Here is a 14,922-nt window from a genome sequence, read left to right as displayed (position 1 = left end):
ATGGCTGCGCCAAACAAAGGCCCGACACAGCACCAGGTCGCGATCGTGGGGTGCGGCATCATCGGCCGCACCCACGCCGACACCATCGCCGAGCGGCCGGATGCGACCGTGACCGCACTCGTCGACGGTGACGCCGCCGCCCGCGAGGCGCTGGCTGCCCGGCTGAAGGAGGCCGGACACCCGGAGCCCGCGGTGTACGACGACCTGGCCGCCGCGCTGAGCGGGTCGGACATCTCGGTGGTCGCGATCTGCACGCCCAGCGGGACCCACGCCGCGCTGGCCGAGCAGGCACTCAACGAGAAGAAGCACGTCGTCATCGAGAAGCCGCTCGATGTCGAACTGACCCGGGCGCGGCGCCTCGGCGCGGCCGCGACCCGGGCGGCGAGCCAGGGCGTGGTGTCATCCGTGATCAGCCAGCACCGGTTCGACGCCGGCAGCGTGCTCGTCCACGACGCGATCCAGGCCGGCCGGTTCGGTCAGTTGACGTCGGCCGTCGCGACGGTTGCCTGGTGGCGCAGCGACGAGTACTACGCCTCGGCCGGCTGGCGTGGGACCTGGGCGCAGGACGGCGGCGGCGCGCTGATGAACCAGGGCGTGCACACCGTCGACCTGCTGCTGTGGTTCATGGGCCGACCGGTGAACATCCAGGCGCAGGCTCTCCGCGCCGCCCACCACGCGGTCGAGGTCGAGGACACCGTCGTTGCCACGCTGACCTTCGAGTCCGGGGCCGTCGCCACCCTGCATGCGACGACCGCGGCCTATCCCGGTGGCCGGACGCGGGTGTCGGTGCACGGGACCGAGGGCGGCGCCGAAGTCGAGGACGACCGGCTCCGGCGGTTCAACGTCGACGGCGCGAAGGACGACGTCCCGGTGGAACCGGGTGAACCCGGACGCCACAAGGCGCAGTACGACGACATCCTCGGCGCGATCGCGGACGGCGGTCAGCCGGGGATCACGGTCCAGGACGCGATCGACGCACTCGCCACCGTCCGAGCCGTGTACATCGCCTCGACCCTCCAGCGGCCGGTGAAGTTCATCGACGTACTGGAGGGGCGCTACGACGACGTCGACGTCTCCCGCGGCATCCGCCTCCCGCCTGACTAAGCTCCCGGAGCCCTGTCGTTGAGGATGCGCTGGTAGAGGTTGCAGTCCTGCCAGATGCCGCCGATGTGGAGGTATGTCGGCGCGAAGCCGATCTGGGCGAAGCCGGTGCGCTGAAGGACGCGTTGCGATGCGGCGTTGTTCGTCAGCGTGCTGGCTTCGATCCGGTGCAGCTTCAGTTCGGCGTCGGCGATCTCCGCGACCGCGTCGACGGCACGCGTGGCCAGACCGCGACCGACGACGTCGACCGCGAGCCAGTACCCGAGGCTCGCACTGCGGAACGGACCGGGAACCAGATCGTTCAAGGTGAAGGCACCCACGACGCGATCGTCCTCGATCAGCAGCCACGGCACGACCAAGCCGTTCTTGTGACGCTCGAGGATGCTGGTGAGGCGCTCCAGCTGACCGGCCGGGGTGAACCAGTTCTCCGGACGGGCGGGCTCCCAGGGGCTGAGGTGGTCCCAGCTGCGGGTGTAGGCGTCGGCCAGCGCGGGCGCGTCGTCGAGGGTCGCGATCCGGAGCTGGACTTCTGGTGTGAGCTGGCGAGGCGAAATCACTTCGGCAGCCTACGTGCCTGACTGGACCCGCTGACGCGAGGGGTGAACGCGTCGTGGAAGATCGTCGACGCGGCCCCGACCGCGGCCGCGTCGGTCTGCAGCATCGACTCCTCCACCGCGACGGGACGGGTCTCCCGCGCGACCGGATGCGCGTTCACGGCCCGGCCGATCTCGGTCAGGAAGATCTCCGAGATCTCCTTGCCGAACGCCGGTCCGCCGAGGACGACGAGATCGATGTCGAGCAGATCGACCAGACCGACTGTGCCCTGACCGACCACCCGGGCGACCTGGGTGACCGCCTTCACGGCCGCCTCGTCGCCATCGGCCGCCGCCTTGCAGACGGCCTTGTACCGCTTCGCCTCGTCGGTCGCACTCGGGTCGGTCTCGACGTACCCGTACTCCGCCGCGATCACCGGCAGCGAGGCGGTCGGGTTGCACTCGGGCACCATCCGCGGACCGTCGACGGTGTCCCACTCCCCCATCCGCAGCGCCGCGATCTGGCCGAACTCCCCGGCGTTCGCCGTACCGCCACGGTAGATCGAGCCGTTCAGGATGAGGCCGCTGCCGACACCGGTGCCGAGGTAGAGGTAGGCGAAATCGCGGGCCCGGGCGGACCGGCCGATCCAGCGTTCGCCGATGGCGGCCGCCGTACCGTCCTTCTCGACCAGGACCGGGTGGTTGAGCTTCTCCTGGAGCAGGTGCCGGATCTTCAGACCGCGCCAGGCCGGCTGCAGTGGGAGCGCGAGCAGCGTGCCGTCGGCGTTGATCGGCCCGGGTACGGCGACGCCGACACCGAGCATGGAGGCGAGGTCGACCTGGCTGATGCTGAGCGCCGCGGTCACGGTCGCGGCGGTCAGGTCGACCAGCTTGTCAGCGCTCAGATCGTCGGCCAGATCGACGGTCTCCCGGCGCACGATCGTGCCGTCGAGGTCCACGACCGCGACCGTGAGCAACTCGGGGTCGATGTGGATGCCGACCGCGTGGGCCGCGTTCGACCGCATCCGGACCGGCGTCCGCGGTTTGCCCAGGCGCTCGGCCCGCTCCTGCGCCTCCTCGACCAGCAGACCCTGCTGCAGCAGGATGCGCAGGATCCGCGACACCGACTGCTGGGTCAGCCCGGTGCGCCGGGCGATCTCGGTCCGGCTGATGGTGCCGGCCAGCCGGATCGTCTCGATGATCACGGCCTCGTTGAAGGAGCCGAGGTCGTACTGGTTCGCCCCGGCGCGCCTCAGCTCCTCGTTGTCCGGCACCTGCCCACCTCCCCGTATCTGCCCGTGACTAGCCGAGATCGTACTGCGCGACCACCGTTGTCACGGCGCTTCCAGGGCTCCGTCGATGCGTCGTACGCCGGCCGCCCACTCGTCGTGTCCGGACAGTTGCGCGGGATAACGGGCGGCCGCCTCGAGATCGAGGTCGATCCCCCAGCCGGGCGCCTCGTTCGGCCTCAGCCAGCCGTCCTCGATCCGCAGCGTGCCGGGGAACACCTCGTGGGTCGCCTCGTTGTAGAGGTGGCCCTCCTGGATGCCGAAGGCAACGGAACTGACGTCGAGCGCGACGTTCGCGGCGGCGCCGATCGGCGACGTGTCACCCGGGCCGTGCCACGCCGTACGCACCCCGCACAGCTCGGCCAGGTCCGCGAGCTTGCGCGCCGGGGTCAGGCCGCCGATGTCCGACACGTGCGACCGGATGAAGTCGACCCCGCCGTCGCGGACCAGCCGGACAGCGTCGCCCATGGACGTGGTCAGCTCACCGACCGCCAGCGGAACCGGCGAGGCGGCCCGCACCTCGGGCAGCCGGTCCCAGTGCTCGGGCGGGAGCACGTCCTCGAGGAAGAACAGCCCGTACGGCTCGAGGGACCGGGCGAGCAGCACGGCTTCCTTCGGCGTCAGCCTCGAGTGGACGTCGTGCAGCAGTTCGATGTTGTCCGGGAGCGCCTGGCGCGCCTCGGCGAACAGCTCCGGGGTCGTCCGCAGGTAGTCCCGGGCGGACCAGCCGTTGTGGTACGGCGAGTCCGGATAGAGCGTCGGCAATTGCGGAGCGCCGTACCCGCCGCCTCCCGGTGTCGACATCTGCAGCCGGATGTGCCGCCAGCCCTGCGCGACGAGTTTCTGCGCGTGCTCGAGGGTCTCCTCGATCGTGCGGCCGCTGGCGTGGATGTAGGTGTCGGCGGCCGCCCGGACCTTTCCGCCGAGCAGTTCGTACACGGGCATACCGGCCCGCTTGCCGGCGATGTCCCACAGCGCCTGGTCGATGCCGGAGATCGCGTTGTTCGTCACCGGTCCGCCGCGCCAGTAGCCGGAGAACGAGGCCAGCCGGGTCAGGTCGCCGATGTCACCCGGGTAGCGACCGACCAGTAGCCGGGCCAGGTGCTCGTCGACGAAGGTCTGCACCGCCTTCCACCGCTGGGTGAAGGTCGCGCAGCCGAGGCCGTACAGACCCGGCTCGGTGGTCTCGATCTTCACCACGACCAGCGGGATGCCCTGCGGCGCGGTGACGATCGCCTTCACCTCCCGGATCCGTACGTCGTCGCGCACCGGCCAGGGCTGGTCGAAGTTCGAGGGCATTCAGATCTCCAAGGGAAGGGTCGGCAGGTCGAGTTCGTGCCGGGCCCGGAAGCCGAGCACGGTCCGGGCCGCGGTCAGGTCGATCGGCACCTCGCGCCCGACGAACCGCCGCAGCCGCGGCACCTCCGGCGCGAAGGCGTCCAGCAGAGCCTCGGTCTCGTACGGCGCATTCGTGGTGTCAGCCGCCACGAAGAAGGTGTGGGCCCCCCACAACGGCGCGGTCAGCCCCAGCTCGATCGCGTACGCCGCGTCCCGCGAGTCCAGGTAGCTCCACGCTTCCCGCAGTCCACCGCGCGGATCACGGCGCGCCCCGTCGGCCTGCTTCTGCAGTACGTCGACCGAGTTGACGTGGGGGAACCGGAACGCGACCACGTCGATCCCCCACCTCCGCCAGGCCATCCGGGCAGCGTTCTCGTCGTTCTGCTTGGACAGCGAGTAGGCGTCGCCGACATCGGCCGGGATCTTCTCGTCCAGCGGGAAGTACGCCGGCCGGATCTCGTGCGGGTTGAACGGGATCCCGGTCGCGTTGATGCTGCTGGCGATCACCGCCCGGTCGATGCCGAGCGCACCGGCCTGGGCCAGCACGTTGAACGTCGACACCACGTTGATGGTGTAGACGTCGTACGGCGTACCGGCCGAAGGGTGAGCCAGGGCGGCCAGATGGACCACGTACTCGATATCGGTGAGCGCCGCGGCGACGTCGGCCTCCGACCGGGTGTCGCCGATCAGGACCCGGTCGGCCTTGAGGTCCGGGCGCTCGACATTCGACAGCGCGGTCACCAGGGCACCGAGCTCGGTCAGGTGCTGAACCGTGACCATCCCGATGCGCCCGGCCGCCCCTGTCACCAGCACCCGCCGGCCGTTGAGTGATGACGTCACTCCTTGATTCCTCCCGACATCCCCACACCTCTCAGGAACTGCTTCTGGAACACCAAGAACAAGACCACAGGGATCAGCACCGCCAGGAACAGGGCACTCATCTGCAGTGAGATCTCCGTCGTCTCGGCCACCCGCGGCAGGGCCACCGAGATCGGCTGCAGCCGAGGATCCGGCAGCACCAGCAGCGGCCAGAGGTAATCCTTCCAGGAACCGATCACGGTCAGCAGGGCGACCACCCCGACGATCGGCTTCGACAGCGGCAGCACCAGGGAGGTGAACAGGCGCAGGTTGCTCGCGCCGTCGATCCTGGCCGCCTCGATCAGCTCGCGCGGGATCGAGTCGAAGTACCGCTTCATCACCAGGATGTTGAACGCGCCGGCCGCCTGCGGCAGCCAGACCGCCCAGAAGGTGTTCTGCAGGTTGAACCCGAGCAGCGGCATCTTGAGGATGGTCAGGTAGAGCGGGACCAGCGAGATCACGCCCGGCAGGAACAGCGTCGCCAGGACGGCGCCGGTGACGATGGGTCCCCATTTCGGCCGCAACACGCTCAGTACGAAAGCGCCCGTCGTACACACGAACAAGGTCGACAGCAGCGAGCCGATCGCGATGATCGCGGTGTTGCCGAGGTACGACCCGATCTGCACGCGGGTCCAGGCGTCGGGGATGTTCTGCCACTGGATCCCGGACGGCCACAGCTGCATCGGGCCGCGCAGGATGTCCTGGCTGGTGGACAGGCCCGATTTGAGCAACCAGAGCAGCGGTCCGACGCCGGCGATGACGACACCGATGAACAGCAGCACTTGGATCGTGGGCAGGCCGTACCGGATCAGCGACCGCTTCCGGTCGGCCACGGAGATGATGCCGCGCTCGTCACTCATCGCGACTGCCTCCCCTCGAACTTGTCGCCGACCTGTCGGCGGTGGCTGTTTGGATTGGATGCATGTCTCGGTACCGGTTGTATCCCGCATCGGCGCAGGCTGCGGGGTTGCTGGCGCAGTGCGGGCATGCGCGGTACGTGTGGAACCTGGCTGTCGAGCAGTATTCGATGTGGACGCCCGATGGACACCCGACACCGGGTTTTGTTGAGCAGGCGCGGCAGTTGACCGAGGCGCGCGCCGTGTTCGGCTGGCTGCGCGCCGGGTCGCAAACCGTCCAGCAGCAAGCGCTGCGGGACTTCGACCAAGCCCGCAGGAACCACCTCGCTGGCAGCCACCACCGCCCCACCTGGCGCAAAGCAGGACAGCACGAAGGGTTCCGGATCGTAGGCCCGCAAGCCGGCCGCGTCGAACAGGTCAGCCGCAAGTGGGCGCGGGTGCTGGTCCCGAAGGTCGGCTGGGTACGGGTCCGGGTCAGCCGCGCACTGCCTGACGCGAAGTCGTACCGGATCACCCGTGACCGCGTCGGGCGCTGGCACATCGCGTTCGCCGCCGTACCGGACCCGATCCCCCCACCTGGCACCGGCGAGGTCGTCGGTATTGACCGTGGCGTGACGGTCTCCGCGGCCCTGTCTACCGGGGAACTGCTCAACTGCCCAGGGTCGTCCGAGTCCGAGCGGCGGCGACTGGTGCACCTTCAGCGCCGACTCGCCCGCGCCCAGCGCGGCTCGAACCGCAGGAAACGCGTCAAAGCCGCGATCGCGAATCTGCACGCCCGGGCCGCGGATCGCCGCAAGGACTGGGTCGAGAAGACCTCGACCGATCTCGCGCGCCGCTTCGACGTGATCCGTGTCGAAGACCTCCGTGTCCCGCAGATGACGCGGCGGCCAACACCAAAGCCGGACCCGGCCAGGCCGGGCAGCTACCTGCCGAACCGGCGACGCGCCAAGGCCGGCCTGAACCGGGGCGTCCTTAACAGGGGCTGGGGACTGCTGGTCCAGCGGCTCGAGCACAAAGGCGCTGGCCGGGTCGAGAGGATCAGTCCGGCGTACACGAGTCAGACGTGTTCGCGCTGCGGGCACTGTGCACCTGGGAACCGCGAGAACCAAGCGTTCCGGTGTCAGTCCTGCGGCCACAGCGACCACGCTGATGTGAACGCCGCTATCAACATCGCCGCCGGACGGGCGGTCAGTGCGCGCCGAGACAAGCCAGTACGGATGTCTGTGAAGCGTGAACCTCAACTCACTACCTCCACGTAGCTGAGCTGTAATCCTCGTCATTGACGGCGGGGAGGACGTCAAGTGATGCTCCAGCGCCGGGTCAGGAAGTGGTAGACGACGGACAGCACGCACAGGACCCCGGCCAGCAGGACGCTGAGCGCGGTCGCGGCGCCGAAGTCGCCGTTGATGAACGCGTACCGGTAGATCAGCAGCAGGATCGTGGTGGTCGCGTTGTCCGGACCGCCGCCGGTGAACAGGAACGGCTCGGTGAACACCTGGAACGTCCCGATCAGCTGCAGCAGCATCATGATCAGGATGATGCCGCGGATCTGCGGCAGCGTGACGTGCCAGACCCGCTTCCAGATCCCGGCGCCGTCCAGCTCGGCCGCTTCGTACAGTTCGGTCCGTACGCCGGTCAACGCGGCCAGATAGATGATCGACGTGGCGCCGGCACCGGCCCAGGTCGCCTCCAGCACGATGGCCGGCATCGCGAGGTTCGGCGAGTTCAGCCAGGCGAACGGCCCGATACCGAACCAGCCCAGTACGGCGTTGAACACGCCGGAACCGCTCGGGTCGTAGAAGAACTTCCACAGCAGGATCGCCGCCACCGGCGGCACCACGGCCGGCAGGTAGGAGAACACGTTGTAGAGCCAGCCGGTGCTGCGCAGCTCGCTGATGAACACGGCCAGGAACAGCGGGACCGGGAAGCCGAAGATCAGGGCGAGGAGGGCGAAGTACAGCGTGTTGACCGCCGCCTGCGGGAGCTGCGGGTCGGTCAGCACGTAGCTGAAGTTCGCCATCCCGACCCACTCCGGGGTAGTGACCAGGTTGTTCTTCTGGAAGCTGAGCACCAGGCCGCGGACGATCGGGCCCCAGGAGAAGTACAGGAAGGTCAGCACCAGGGGCAGGGCGAAGACGATGGCGCTCAGTCCGCCGGAGCGGTACCAGGTGGCAACGCTCCGGCCGGACTTCGGCGTACGGAGGAGGGACATTCGGCTACCGGGCCAGGCGCGCGTCGATCTTCGATGCGGCGTCGGTGAGCAACTTGTCGATGTCCGCGTCCTTCTTGGTCAGCACCTGCTGCACGACCGGGTCGAGCAGGGCGTAGACCTCCTGCCCCTTGTTCGGCGGCTCGGGCAGCAGCTTCAGCGACGTGGTCGAGTCGATGTAGCCCTGGAACTGCTTCACCGGGACGTTGACGTAGGGCTCACGCCACTTGTTGTACTGGTCGTAGGTCGCCTGGCTCAGCGGGGTGATGCCGGGCCGGCCGACGAAGCCCTTGTCGGCGATCGTGTCCTTGGCGTTCTGCACCGCGAGGCTCTCGGTGGTGTACTTGTCGAACTCCTGCGACTTGATCCACTTCAGCGCCGCGACGATCTCGTTCTTGCTCGCCTTCGGATTGATCATCTTCAGCGAGCCACCGGTCAGCGTGCCGTGCGGGCCGCCGTCCTGCGGCAGCGCCGCGTGACCGTAGTCGGCCGGTTTCATGCCGAAGTTCTTCACGCACATGTCGTAGGCGTCCGGCGCCTGCAGGATCATGCCGATCTTGCCGGCCGCGAAGTCCTGCCGGATCTCCTCCTGGTTGTAGAGGAAGTTGCTGCCCATCGCGTTGTCGGTCCAGCGCATGTCCTTCAGCAACTGCAGCGCCTTCTTGGTCGGCGCGTCGTTGAAGGTGGCCTTCTTGCCGTCCTCGCTCTCCACCGAGCCGCCCATGCTGTAGGTCATGGTGGTGAGCATCCAGCCGCCGGTGTTGTCCTTGGTCAGCTGCGCGTAGCCGGCCTTGCCGGTCTTCTCGGTGATCTGCTTGGCGTACTGGCGGACCTCGTCCCAGGTCGTCGGCGGCTTGTCCGGGTCCAGTCCGGCCTGCTTGAACAGTGCCCGGTTGTAGGCCAGCCCGACGGAGAAGACATCGATCGGTACGCCGTAGATGCGGCCGGCGTCGTCCTGGACGATCTTCAGGACATCGGGGTTGAGGTCCTTGGTCAGGTCGACCAGCTTCAGCTCGTCGGTGATGTCCGGCAGCTGCTTGTTCGGGATCATGTTGGCCGGCTCGGTGAAGCTGATGTTCATCACGGTCGGCAGCGAACCGCCGGCCACCTGCGCCTGGAAGGTCTGCGCGTCCCACTTCGTCTCGGTGGACTTCACCGTGATGTTCGGGTGGGCGTCGGTGAACTTCTTGATGTTGCGCTCGAACGCGGCGATGTCGTTCGGCTTGTCCGGGGTCGGGCGGTCCCCGATCGTGATCGTCACCGGCGCGTTCTCGTCGATCGCCCCGCCGGCCTCGGCGGCCGGCGTCGTACCGTCCGCACAACCGGCGACCGCGAGCACCAGCCCTGCCAGCCCCAGTCCGGCGCCCCACCTGCTCACTCTCGTCATCGGAACTCCTCAGGTTTCCGGATGCCGCCGACGTGCTCTGAGCCACACATCGACTAAGTCCCGAGTAAGTTAAACCAAGCGTGTTACTTTCTCAATGGGTAGAGCCGGACCGATTTCGGCGGCACTTTCGGTCAGCTGTTCAGGTCACCCAGGGGCATGAACTTGGGCGTCTGCGGGTCGGTGAGGAAATCGAGCAGGAGGTCGTTCACCAGGTCAGGTTTCTCCAGCGGTACCGCGTGCGAGCCACCCGGGATGACGGCAAGCTGCGCGTCCGGGATGGCCCGCGCGACTGCCGTGTTGTGCTCGATGCGCACACAGTCGTCGTCGCCTTGCATGAGCAGGACCGGCATCGGCAGGTGCGCCAGCTCGCTGGGCTCGATGTCCGGGATCGAGGTCCACATCCGGGTCCACTTGGCGAAGACGACGCCGAAGTGCTCGGGACCGTCCGGAGACAACCGCTCGTAGTCCGACCGGGCGATCGCCGAGAGCTGCTCGAGGCCCTCGGGTGTCGTCATCAGGCGGTCGTTGGCCGGCGTTCCCCCGGCCCTGGTGAGTTCGGTGCCGATCATCACCAGCTTCCGGACCAGGTCCGGACGGCTCAACGCCATCCGCACCGCGACCTTGCCGCCGTCGCTCCAGCCGATGACATGGGCCGAATCGAGCCTCAGCGCGGTCATGAACTCGACCAGGTCCGCGGCATATCCGTCCATCGTCGCCGGCCCGTCCACATCCGGACTCCGCCCGTGCCCGCGACGGTCCGGGACGAACACCTGATAGCGCGCGGCCAGGGCCGGTACCTGCGCCGCCCAGCTCTCCCCCGTCGTCGCGCCACCGTGGATCAGGACGACGGCATCTCCCTCGCCCGTGACCTCGCAGTACGTCCGCACTCCCCCTGCATCGATGTACTCGCCCATGCCTCCATCATGCTCCGCCGAACGAAGTTGAATTTAGGCCATGACCGAAACGGTTTGATGCTCTAGCCTGTGGGGATGCAATTACGGTCCTGACCGAAAGGGGTACGTGTGATCCCGCGCCGAAGAGTGCTGCAGCTCGCCGCTGCCGCGACCTTGTTACCGCCCGCCGCCGCTCACGCCGCGCCCACGACACCACGTGGGACCGTCACCGATCTTGGTCCGGCCAGCGTCACCACGCCGCTCGGGAACGCGGACTTCGCCGGTTCCGTGCTGTACGCCGGGACACGCGGGCTGGCGCCCAACGTCGTGGGGTCGTACGACCTCGGCCAGGACACGGTGACCGCACACTTCGACATTCCGACCGGGATCGGGATCTGGGCGATGTGCGCGGTCGGGACCGACATCTACGTCGCGACTCACGGCCAGTCCGACCTCTACCGGCTGGATACGGTCACCAGCCAGGTGACGAAGGTCGGCAGCTATCCGTGGCCGTACATCTGGAACATCGCCTCCTCCCCGGACGGCAAGGTCTACCTCGCCATCTCCGACCCGGGCCGCGTGATCGAGTACGACCCGGTCACCGGGACCAGCCGCGACCTCGGCGAGATCGTGCCGGGCGAGGCCTACGCGCGCAGCGTCGCGGCCGACGAGACCACGGTGTACATCGGGATCGGGCCGCACGCGCACCTGATCGCGATCGACCGGGCGACCGGTGCCAAGACCGAGATCCTGCCGGCCGAGCTGGCTGCCCGGGACTTCGTCGCCAGCATGCACATCTCGGACACTCACCTGGCCGCGGGCATCTCGTCCAACGGCGAGGCGCTGCTGCTGTCCAAGGCCACGCCGGCCGAGCACCGGGTGATCGCGGTGACGGGCGAGAAGTACATCACCTCGGTCCTCCTGCACGGCGACCATCTCTACTTCGCGGGCCGGCCCAGCGGGATGCTCTACCGGACCCCGATCGTGGGTGGCGACGTGGAGCCGCTCGGCGTCCCCCAGCCGGAGGCGGCCACCCATCGGCTGCTCTCCCACGACGGAAAGGTGTACGGCGTCCAGGACGGAGCCGTCTTCGTCTTCGATCCAGCGACGCGCACGCTCGACTTCGTCAACCTGGTCCAGCGCGGATTCAAGGCAGCGCCCGAGCAGCCGATGTCGGTTCACTCCGACGGGAGGCGCGTGTACGTCGGCGGCAAAGGTGGCGCGGACATCCACGACCCGACCGCCGGCACCCGGACCCGCCTCGGCATCCCCGGCGAACCGAAGACAGCGTTGACGGTCAAGGACACGACCTACCTCGGCGTGTATACGCAGGGCCTGCTGTACGCGCATCGACCGGGTCAGGAATCGGCCACACTGCTCGGCAAGACCGGCAACCAGCAGGACCGGCCACGCGACCTCGCCTACGACCACGCGACCGGGCTGATCGCGATGTCGACGCAACCCGAGCCCGGCCAGCTCAACGGTGCACTGACCCTGCACTCGCCGCGCACTGGCGAATGGACGACGTACCGAGGTGTCGTGCCGCGACAGAGCCCGTACGCCGTCGTGTGTCACGCCGGTGTGGTCTACCTCGGTACGAACATCCAGGAAGGCCTCGGACTGCCGCCGGCCACCACGACCGCTCGACTGGCCGCGTTCGACCTGCGCCGGCGAAAGCTCCTCTGGCAGGTCGAGCCCGTCGCGGGCGCCGCCGTGATCCCGGGGCTCGCCTACTCCTGCGGCAGCCTCTACGGCATCACCAGCAGCGGCTGGGTCTTCCAGTACGACGTGAGTCGCCGGCGCGTGACGCGGACGGTCAGGGCGGGCACGAAGGGCTCGGATCTGCATGTCGTTGACGGAATCGCCTACTCGACCGACGGGAACGCGGTCTACGCGATCGACCTGGAGACCTTCACCGTGACATCGTTCGTGGGCGGTCTGGCCGGTGAGTGGTTCGGCGGCGAGCCGAAGCTCGGGGTGGATCCGCGGGGTGCCGCGCTGTTCGCGGTGAAGGGCCGCAACCTGGTCCGGATCGAGCTCTAATCCGGTGGAGGTGCGGTCGCCGGTCGGCGAGGATGACGCCATGCTGCTCCGACCCGCGACCGCCGACGATTTCACCTTCCTGACCGAGATGTTGCTCGAGGCCTACAACTGGGACGGGACGCCCTGGTTCACCCTCGACAAGCTGCGCGCCGAGGACAAGGCCTGGCGGTACGTCGCCGGCTGGCCGCGCCCGACCGATTTCGGGGTGATCGCCGAGGTCGACGGAACACCGGCGGGAGCCGCCTGGGCCCGGCTCTTCACCGCCGATCGCCCCGGCTACGGCTACCTCGCCGACGACGTCCCCGAGTTGTCTCTCGGCGTCTCCCCCTCGTTCCGCCGCCGGGGCATCGCCCGCGCGGTGATGACCGAGCTGATCAGGACTGCGCCGTACCAGCGGCTGAGTCTCAGCGTCGACCCCGACAACCCTGCGGCGAACCTCTACCGCGCACTCGGTTTCGAGAAGGTGGGCACCGTCGAGACTTCGGACACGATGGTCCTCGAGCTCTAGCCGAAGCCGCGGACGCGGAACTGCATGGCTCGATAGGGCCAGCCGGCGTCGGTCTTCCACTGGCTGACCGACAGGTGCATGTCGCTGAGCGTGGAACCGGGGATGATGTAGCCGCCGTACAGCTGGGCGACGTGGTTGTCGTCCTCGGAGCCCCAGGCGCCGCCGTAGATCAGCGTCTGCCGGTACGCCGTGTAGAGGTTCGAGGTCGGGGTGTCCATGATGATGCCGTCGATCCGGTAGTCGCCGGCGTTGAACCAGGTGAGCACCCACTTGCCGCCCAGCGGCCGCAGGCAGAGCTCGCCGAAGCTGCCGGACAGGATCGGTGTCGCCGGATTGCCCCAGGCCCAGACGCCGTCGCGATAGCCCCAGGGTTCGTACGCCGCCGGGTTGGCGATCTGGTTGCTCCGGACCCGTTTGAGGATGATCGGCTTGTTCCGCTGGAAGCCGGTCGAGTAGACGTACACGTACCCGTCGTTGCCCTCGCCCCAGGACAGGCACTGGAACAGTCCACCGTCGATGTTCGGGTCGAACTTCGCGCCGGTGTGATACCAGCTCGCGCCCGAGTTGTCGCTGCGCCAGATCTCGGTCCAGACCACGTTGCCCAGGCCCTTGTTCACCATCGCGTGCAGGTACATCGACCCACCGATGGTGATCACGTCCGACGGCAGCACGGTCGAGAACACCGGGTTGTCGTGCTCGTACTCCCACAACTGTTGCGCGGCCGCTCCCCCGACCGCCCCGGACCACGTCACCCCGCTGTTCAGGTCCGTGGTGGTCGACCACAGTGCCACCGGCGACCGCCACCAGCCGCCACCGACCACCGGCTGCTCGAAGGTGTCGCCGAACATGAACAGCATCCGGCCGTCCGGCGTCCGGACCGGGATGCCGAGATCCGTCGCCGCCATCCGGAACCGGTCCGTCAACCCCGGCCCGGTCAGGTCAGCCACCTTGTTCGTCAGGACGGCCTGGCTCCTGGCGACGGCCGGCAGACCGGGTACGGCGGCCACCACACCGGCACCGAGAACAGCGCGAAGGAACGTGGATCGCTTCATGAGGTGACTCCCAGGGGCGGATTGGAAATCGATTTCTCCGGACGATCCCGCAACCACCCTGCGAAGTCAACACCTCGCTGTCCGGTAGCGCCCCGGGGTGGTACCGACGAGGTTGGAGAAGGCTGCGATGAAGCTGCTGGGGTTCGACCAACCGCAGGCGTGGGCGACGTGGGTGGTGTCATGCCCGTCGGCGAGCAGCACCAGCGCGTGGTAGATGCGTAGCTGGGTGCGCCACTCGTAGAACGTCATGCCGAGTTCATCGTGGAACAGTCGGCTGAGAGTGCGGCCACTGGCTCCGATCGTCTGCCCGAGTTCGGCCAAGGAGGTGTTGTCTCCGGGCGTGTCGTACAGCAACCCAGCGACGGCTCGCAGTCGATCGTCGCGTGGCTCTGGCAGCTGCAAAGGCTGCTCGTGGGCCTCGTGGAGTTCGTCGACGAGGACTCGACGCAGGCGCGCGCGGGCGGCCTGGGCACGGTCGGGTGGACCGGTGAGGACGAGCAGGAGGTCGCGGGCGAGGTCGGAGGCGATGAACACGGCCGGATGACCTGGTACGAGCCGGGCCAGGGAGGCCGGCAGGAACAGGATCCGCATATCCGTGCTGCCGTGCGCGCGGTGGTAGTGGGTGAACCCGCCGGGGATCCAGGCGACGCGATTGGCCGGAACGATCGAGGTCCCGCGTTCGGTGTGAACCGACAGGACGCCGCGGGCGGCGTACACCAGATGTCCCCGTGGGTGGGAATGCGCTGAGCTTGTTCCACCCGACGGCCACAGATGCATCCCTGCGGACGGCCACAGCTGTGACTGGGGAACTTGGCGGCCAACGGGCATAAGTTGGCATTTTACCGGTGGCCGGT

The 14,922-nt window shown here is 68.2% G+C and carries 14 protein-coding genes; 4 read left to right on the top strand and 10 right to left on the bottom strand.

What is annotated here, in order from left to right:
- On the top strand, positions 1 to 1,104 hold the full coding sequence (locus tag ACGFIF_RS08605) for a Gfo/Idh/MocA family protein (RefSeq protein WP_393152909.1): 1,104 nt from the start codon (positions 1 to 3) through the stop codon (positions 1,102 to 1,104).
- Here the strand turns inward: ACGFIF_RS08605 and ACGFIF_RS08600 are convergent.
- The 5 genes from ACGFIF_RS08600 to ACGFIF_RS08580 are packed head-to-tail and all read right to left on the bottom strand — an operon-like array spanning position 1,101 to position 5,979.
- Positions 1,101 to 1,658, bottom strand: coding sequence for a GNAT family N-acetyltransferase (locus ACGFIF_RS08600; RefSeq protein ID WP_393152907.1), 558 nt, complete (start codon positions 1,656 to 1,658; stop codon positions 1,101 to 1,103). The genes ACGFIF_RS08605 and ACGFIF_RS08600 overlap by 4 nt on opposite strands.
- The gene (locus tag ACGFIF_RS08595; protein WP_393152905.1) at positions 1,655 to 2,908 is read right to left on the bottom strand and encodes an ROK family transcriptional regulator; all 1,254 of its coding nucleotides are present in this window, start codon (positions 2,906 to 2,908) and stop codon (positions 1,655 to 1,657) included. The genes ACGFIF_RS08600 and ACGFIF_RS08595 overlap by 4 nt, the downstream gene beginning before the upstream one ends.
- A gap of 60 nt (positions 2,909 to 2,968) precedes the next feature.
- Positions 2,969 to 4,222, bottom strand: a complete 1,254-nt coding sequence (locus tag ACGFIF_RS08590) for an enolase C-terminal domain-like protein (protein ID WP_393152903.1) — start codon at positions 4,220 to 4,222, stop codon at positions 2,969 to 2,971.
- Positions 4,223 to 5,101, bottom strand: a complete 879-nt coding sequence (locus ACGFIF_RS08585; RefSeq protein ID WP_393152901.1) for an NAD-dependent epimerase/dehydratase family protein — start codon at positions 5,099 to 5,101, stop codon at positions 4,223 to 4,225.
- Entirely contained in the window at positions 5,098 to 5,979 is an 882-nt protein-coding gene (locus tag ACGFIF_RS08580) for a carbohydrate ABC transporter permease (RefSeq protein WP_393152899.1), read from the bottom strand. Before ACGFIF_RS08580 ends, ACGFIF_RS08585 begins: the two co-directional genes overlap by 4 nt.
- A 62-nt stretch (positions 5,980 to 6,041) precedes the next feature.
- Between ACGFIF_RS08580 and ACGFIF_RS08575 the strand changes: the two genes are divergently transcribed.
- On the top strand, positions 6,042 to 7,235 hold the full coding sequence (locus ACGFIF_RS08575) for an RNA-guided endonuclease InsQ/TnpB family protein (RefSeq protein WP_393152897.1): 1,194 nt from the start codon (positions 6,042 to 6,044) through the stop codon (positions 7,233 to 7,235).
- A 38-nt stretch (positions 7,236 to 7,273) separates the two neighbouring features.
- Here ACGFIF_RS08575 and ACGFIF_RS08570 read toward each other — a convergent pair whose 3' ends face one another.
- The 3 genes from ACGFIF_RS08570 to ACGFIF_RS08560 form a co-directional block, all read right to left on the bottom strand.
- Entirely contained in the window at positions 7,274 to 8,188 is a 915-nt protein-coding gene (locus ACGFIF_RS08570; RefSeq protein WP_393152895.1) for a carbohydrate ABC transporter permease, read from the bottom strand.
- Positions 8,189 to 8,192: 4 nt separating this feature from the next.
- Positions 8,193 to 9,572: an ABC transporter substrate-binding protein gene (locus tag ACGFIF_RS08565; protein WP_393152893.1), complete on the bottom strand. Its 1,380-nt coding sequence runs from the start codon at positions 9,570 to 9,572 to the stop codon at positions 8,193 to 8,195.
- 131 nt (positions 9,573 to 9,703) lie between these two features.
- Positions 9,704 to 10,486, bottom strand: a complete 783-nt coding sequence (locus ACGFIF_RS08560) for an alpha/beta fold hydrolase (RefSeq protein WP_393152891.1) — start codon at positions 10,484 to 10,486, stop codon at positions 9,704 to 9,706.
- A 108-nt stretch (positions 10,487 to 10,594) separates the two neighbouring features.
- On the opposite strand from ACGFIF_RS08560, the gene ACGFIF_RS08555 reads away from it, so the two are divergent.
- Together ACGFIF_RS08555 and ACGFIF_RS08550 are read left to right on the top strand one after the other, a co-directional pair.
- Positions 10,595 to 12,508: a hypothetical protein gene (locus tag ACGFIF_RS08555; protein ID WP_393152889.1), complete on the top strand. Its 1,914-nt coding sequence runs from the start codon at positions 10,595 to 10,597 to the stop codon at positions 12,506 to 12,508.
- 40 nt (positions 12,509 to 12,548) lie between these two features.
- A complete protein-coding gene (locus tag ACGFIF_RS08550; protein ID WP_393152887.1) occupies positions 12,549 to 13,016 on the top strand; it encodes a GNAT family N-acetyltransferase in 468 nt (155 codons plus the stop codon).
- Here the strand turns inward: ACGFIF_RS08550 and ACGFIF_RS08545 are convergent.
- Positions 13,013 to 14,068 (bottom strand): DUF4185 domain-containing protein, encoded by a 1,056-nt coding sequence (locus ACGFIF_RS08545; RefSeq protein WP_393152885.1) that lies wholly within the window; start codon positions 14,066 to 14,068, stop codon positions 13,013 to 13,015. The two genes, ACGFIF_RS08550 and ACGFIF_RS08545, sit on opposite strands and share 4 nt — an antisense overlap.
- A gap of 66 nt (positions 14,069 to 14,134) precedes the next feature.
- Entirely contained in the window at positions 14,135 to 14,845 is a 711-nt protein-coding gene (locus ACGFIF_RS08540; protein ID WP_393152883.1) for an AraC family transcriptional regulator, read from the bottom strand.
- Positions 14,846 to 14,922: the final 77 nt, after the last annotated feature.

It is taken from the genome of Kribbella sp. NPDC049174, from assembly GCF_043197365.1.
In the GTDB taxonomy this organism is placed as follows: Bacteria; Actinomycetota; Actinomycetes; order Propionibacteriales; family Kribbellaceae; genus Kribbella.
Note: the sequence above shows the minus strand (reverse complement) of the source record. Positions and strands in the feature narration are given on the sequence as shown.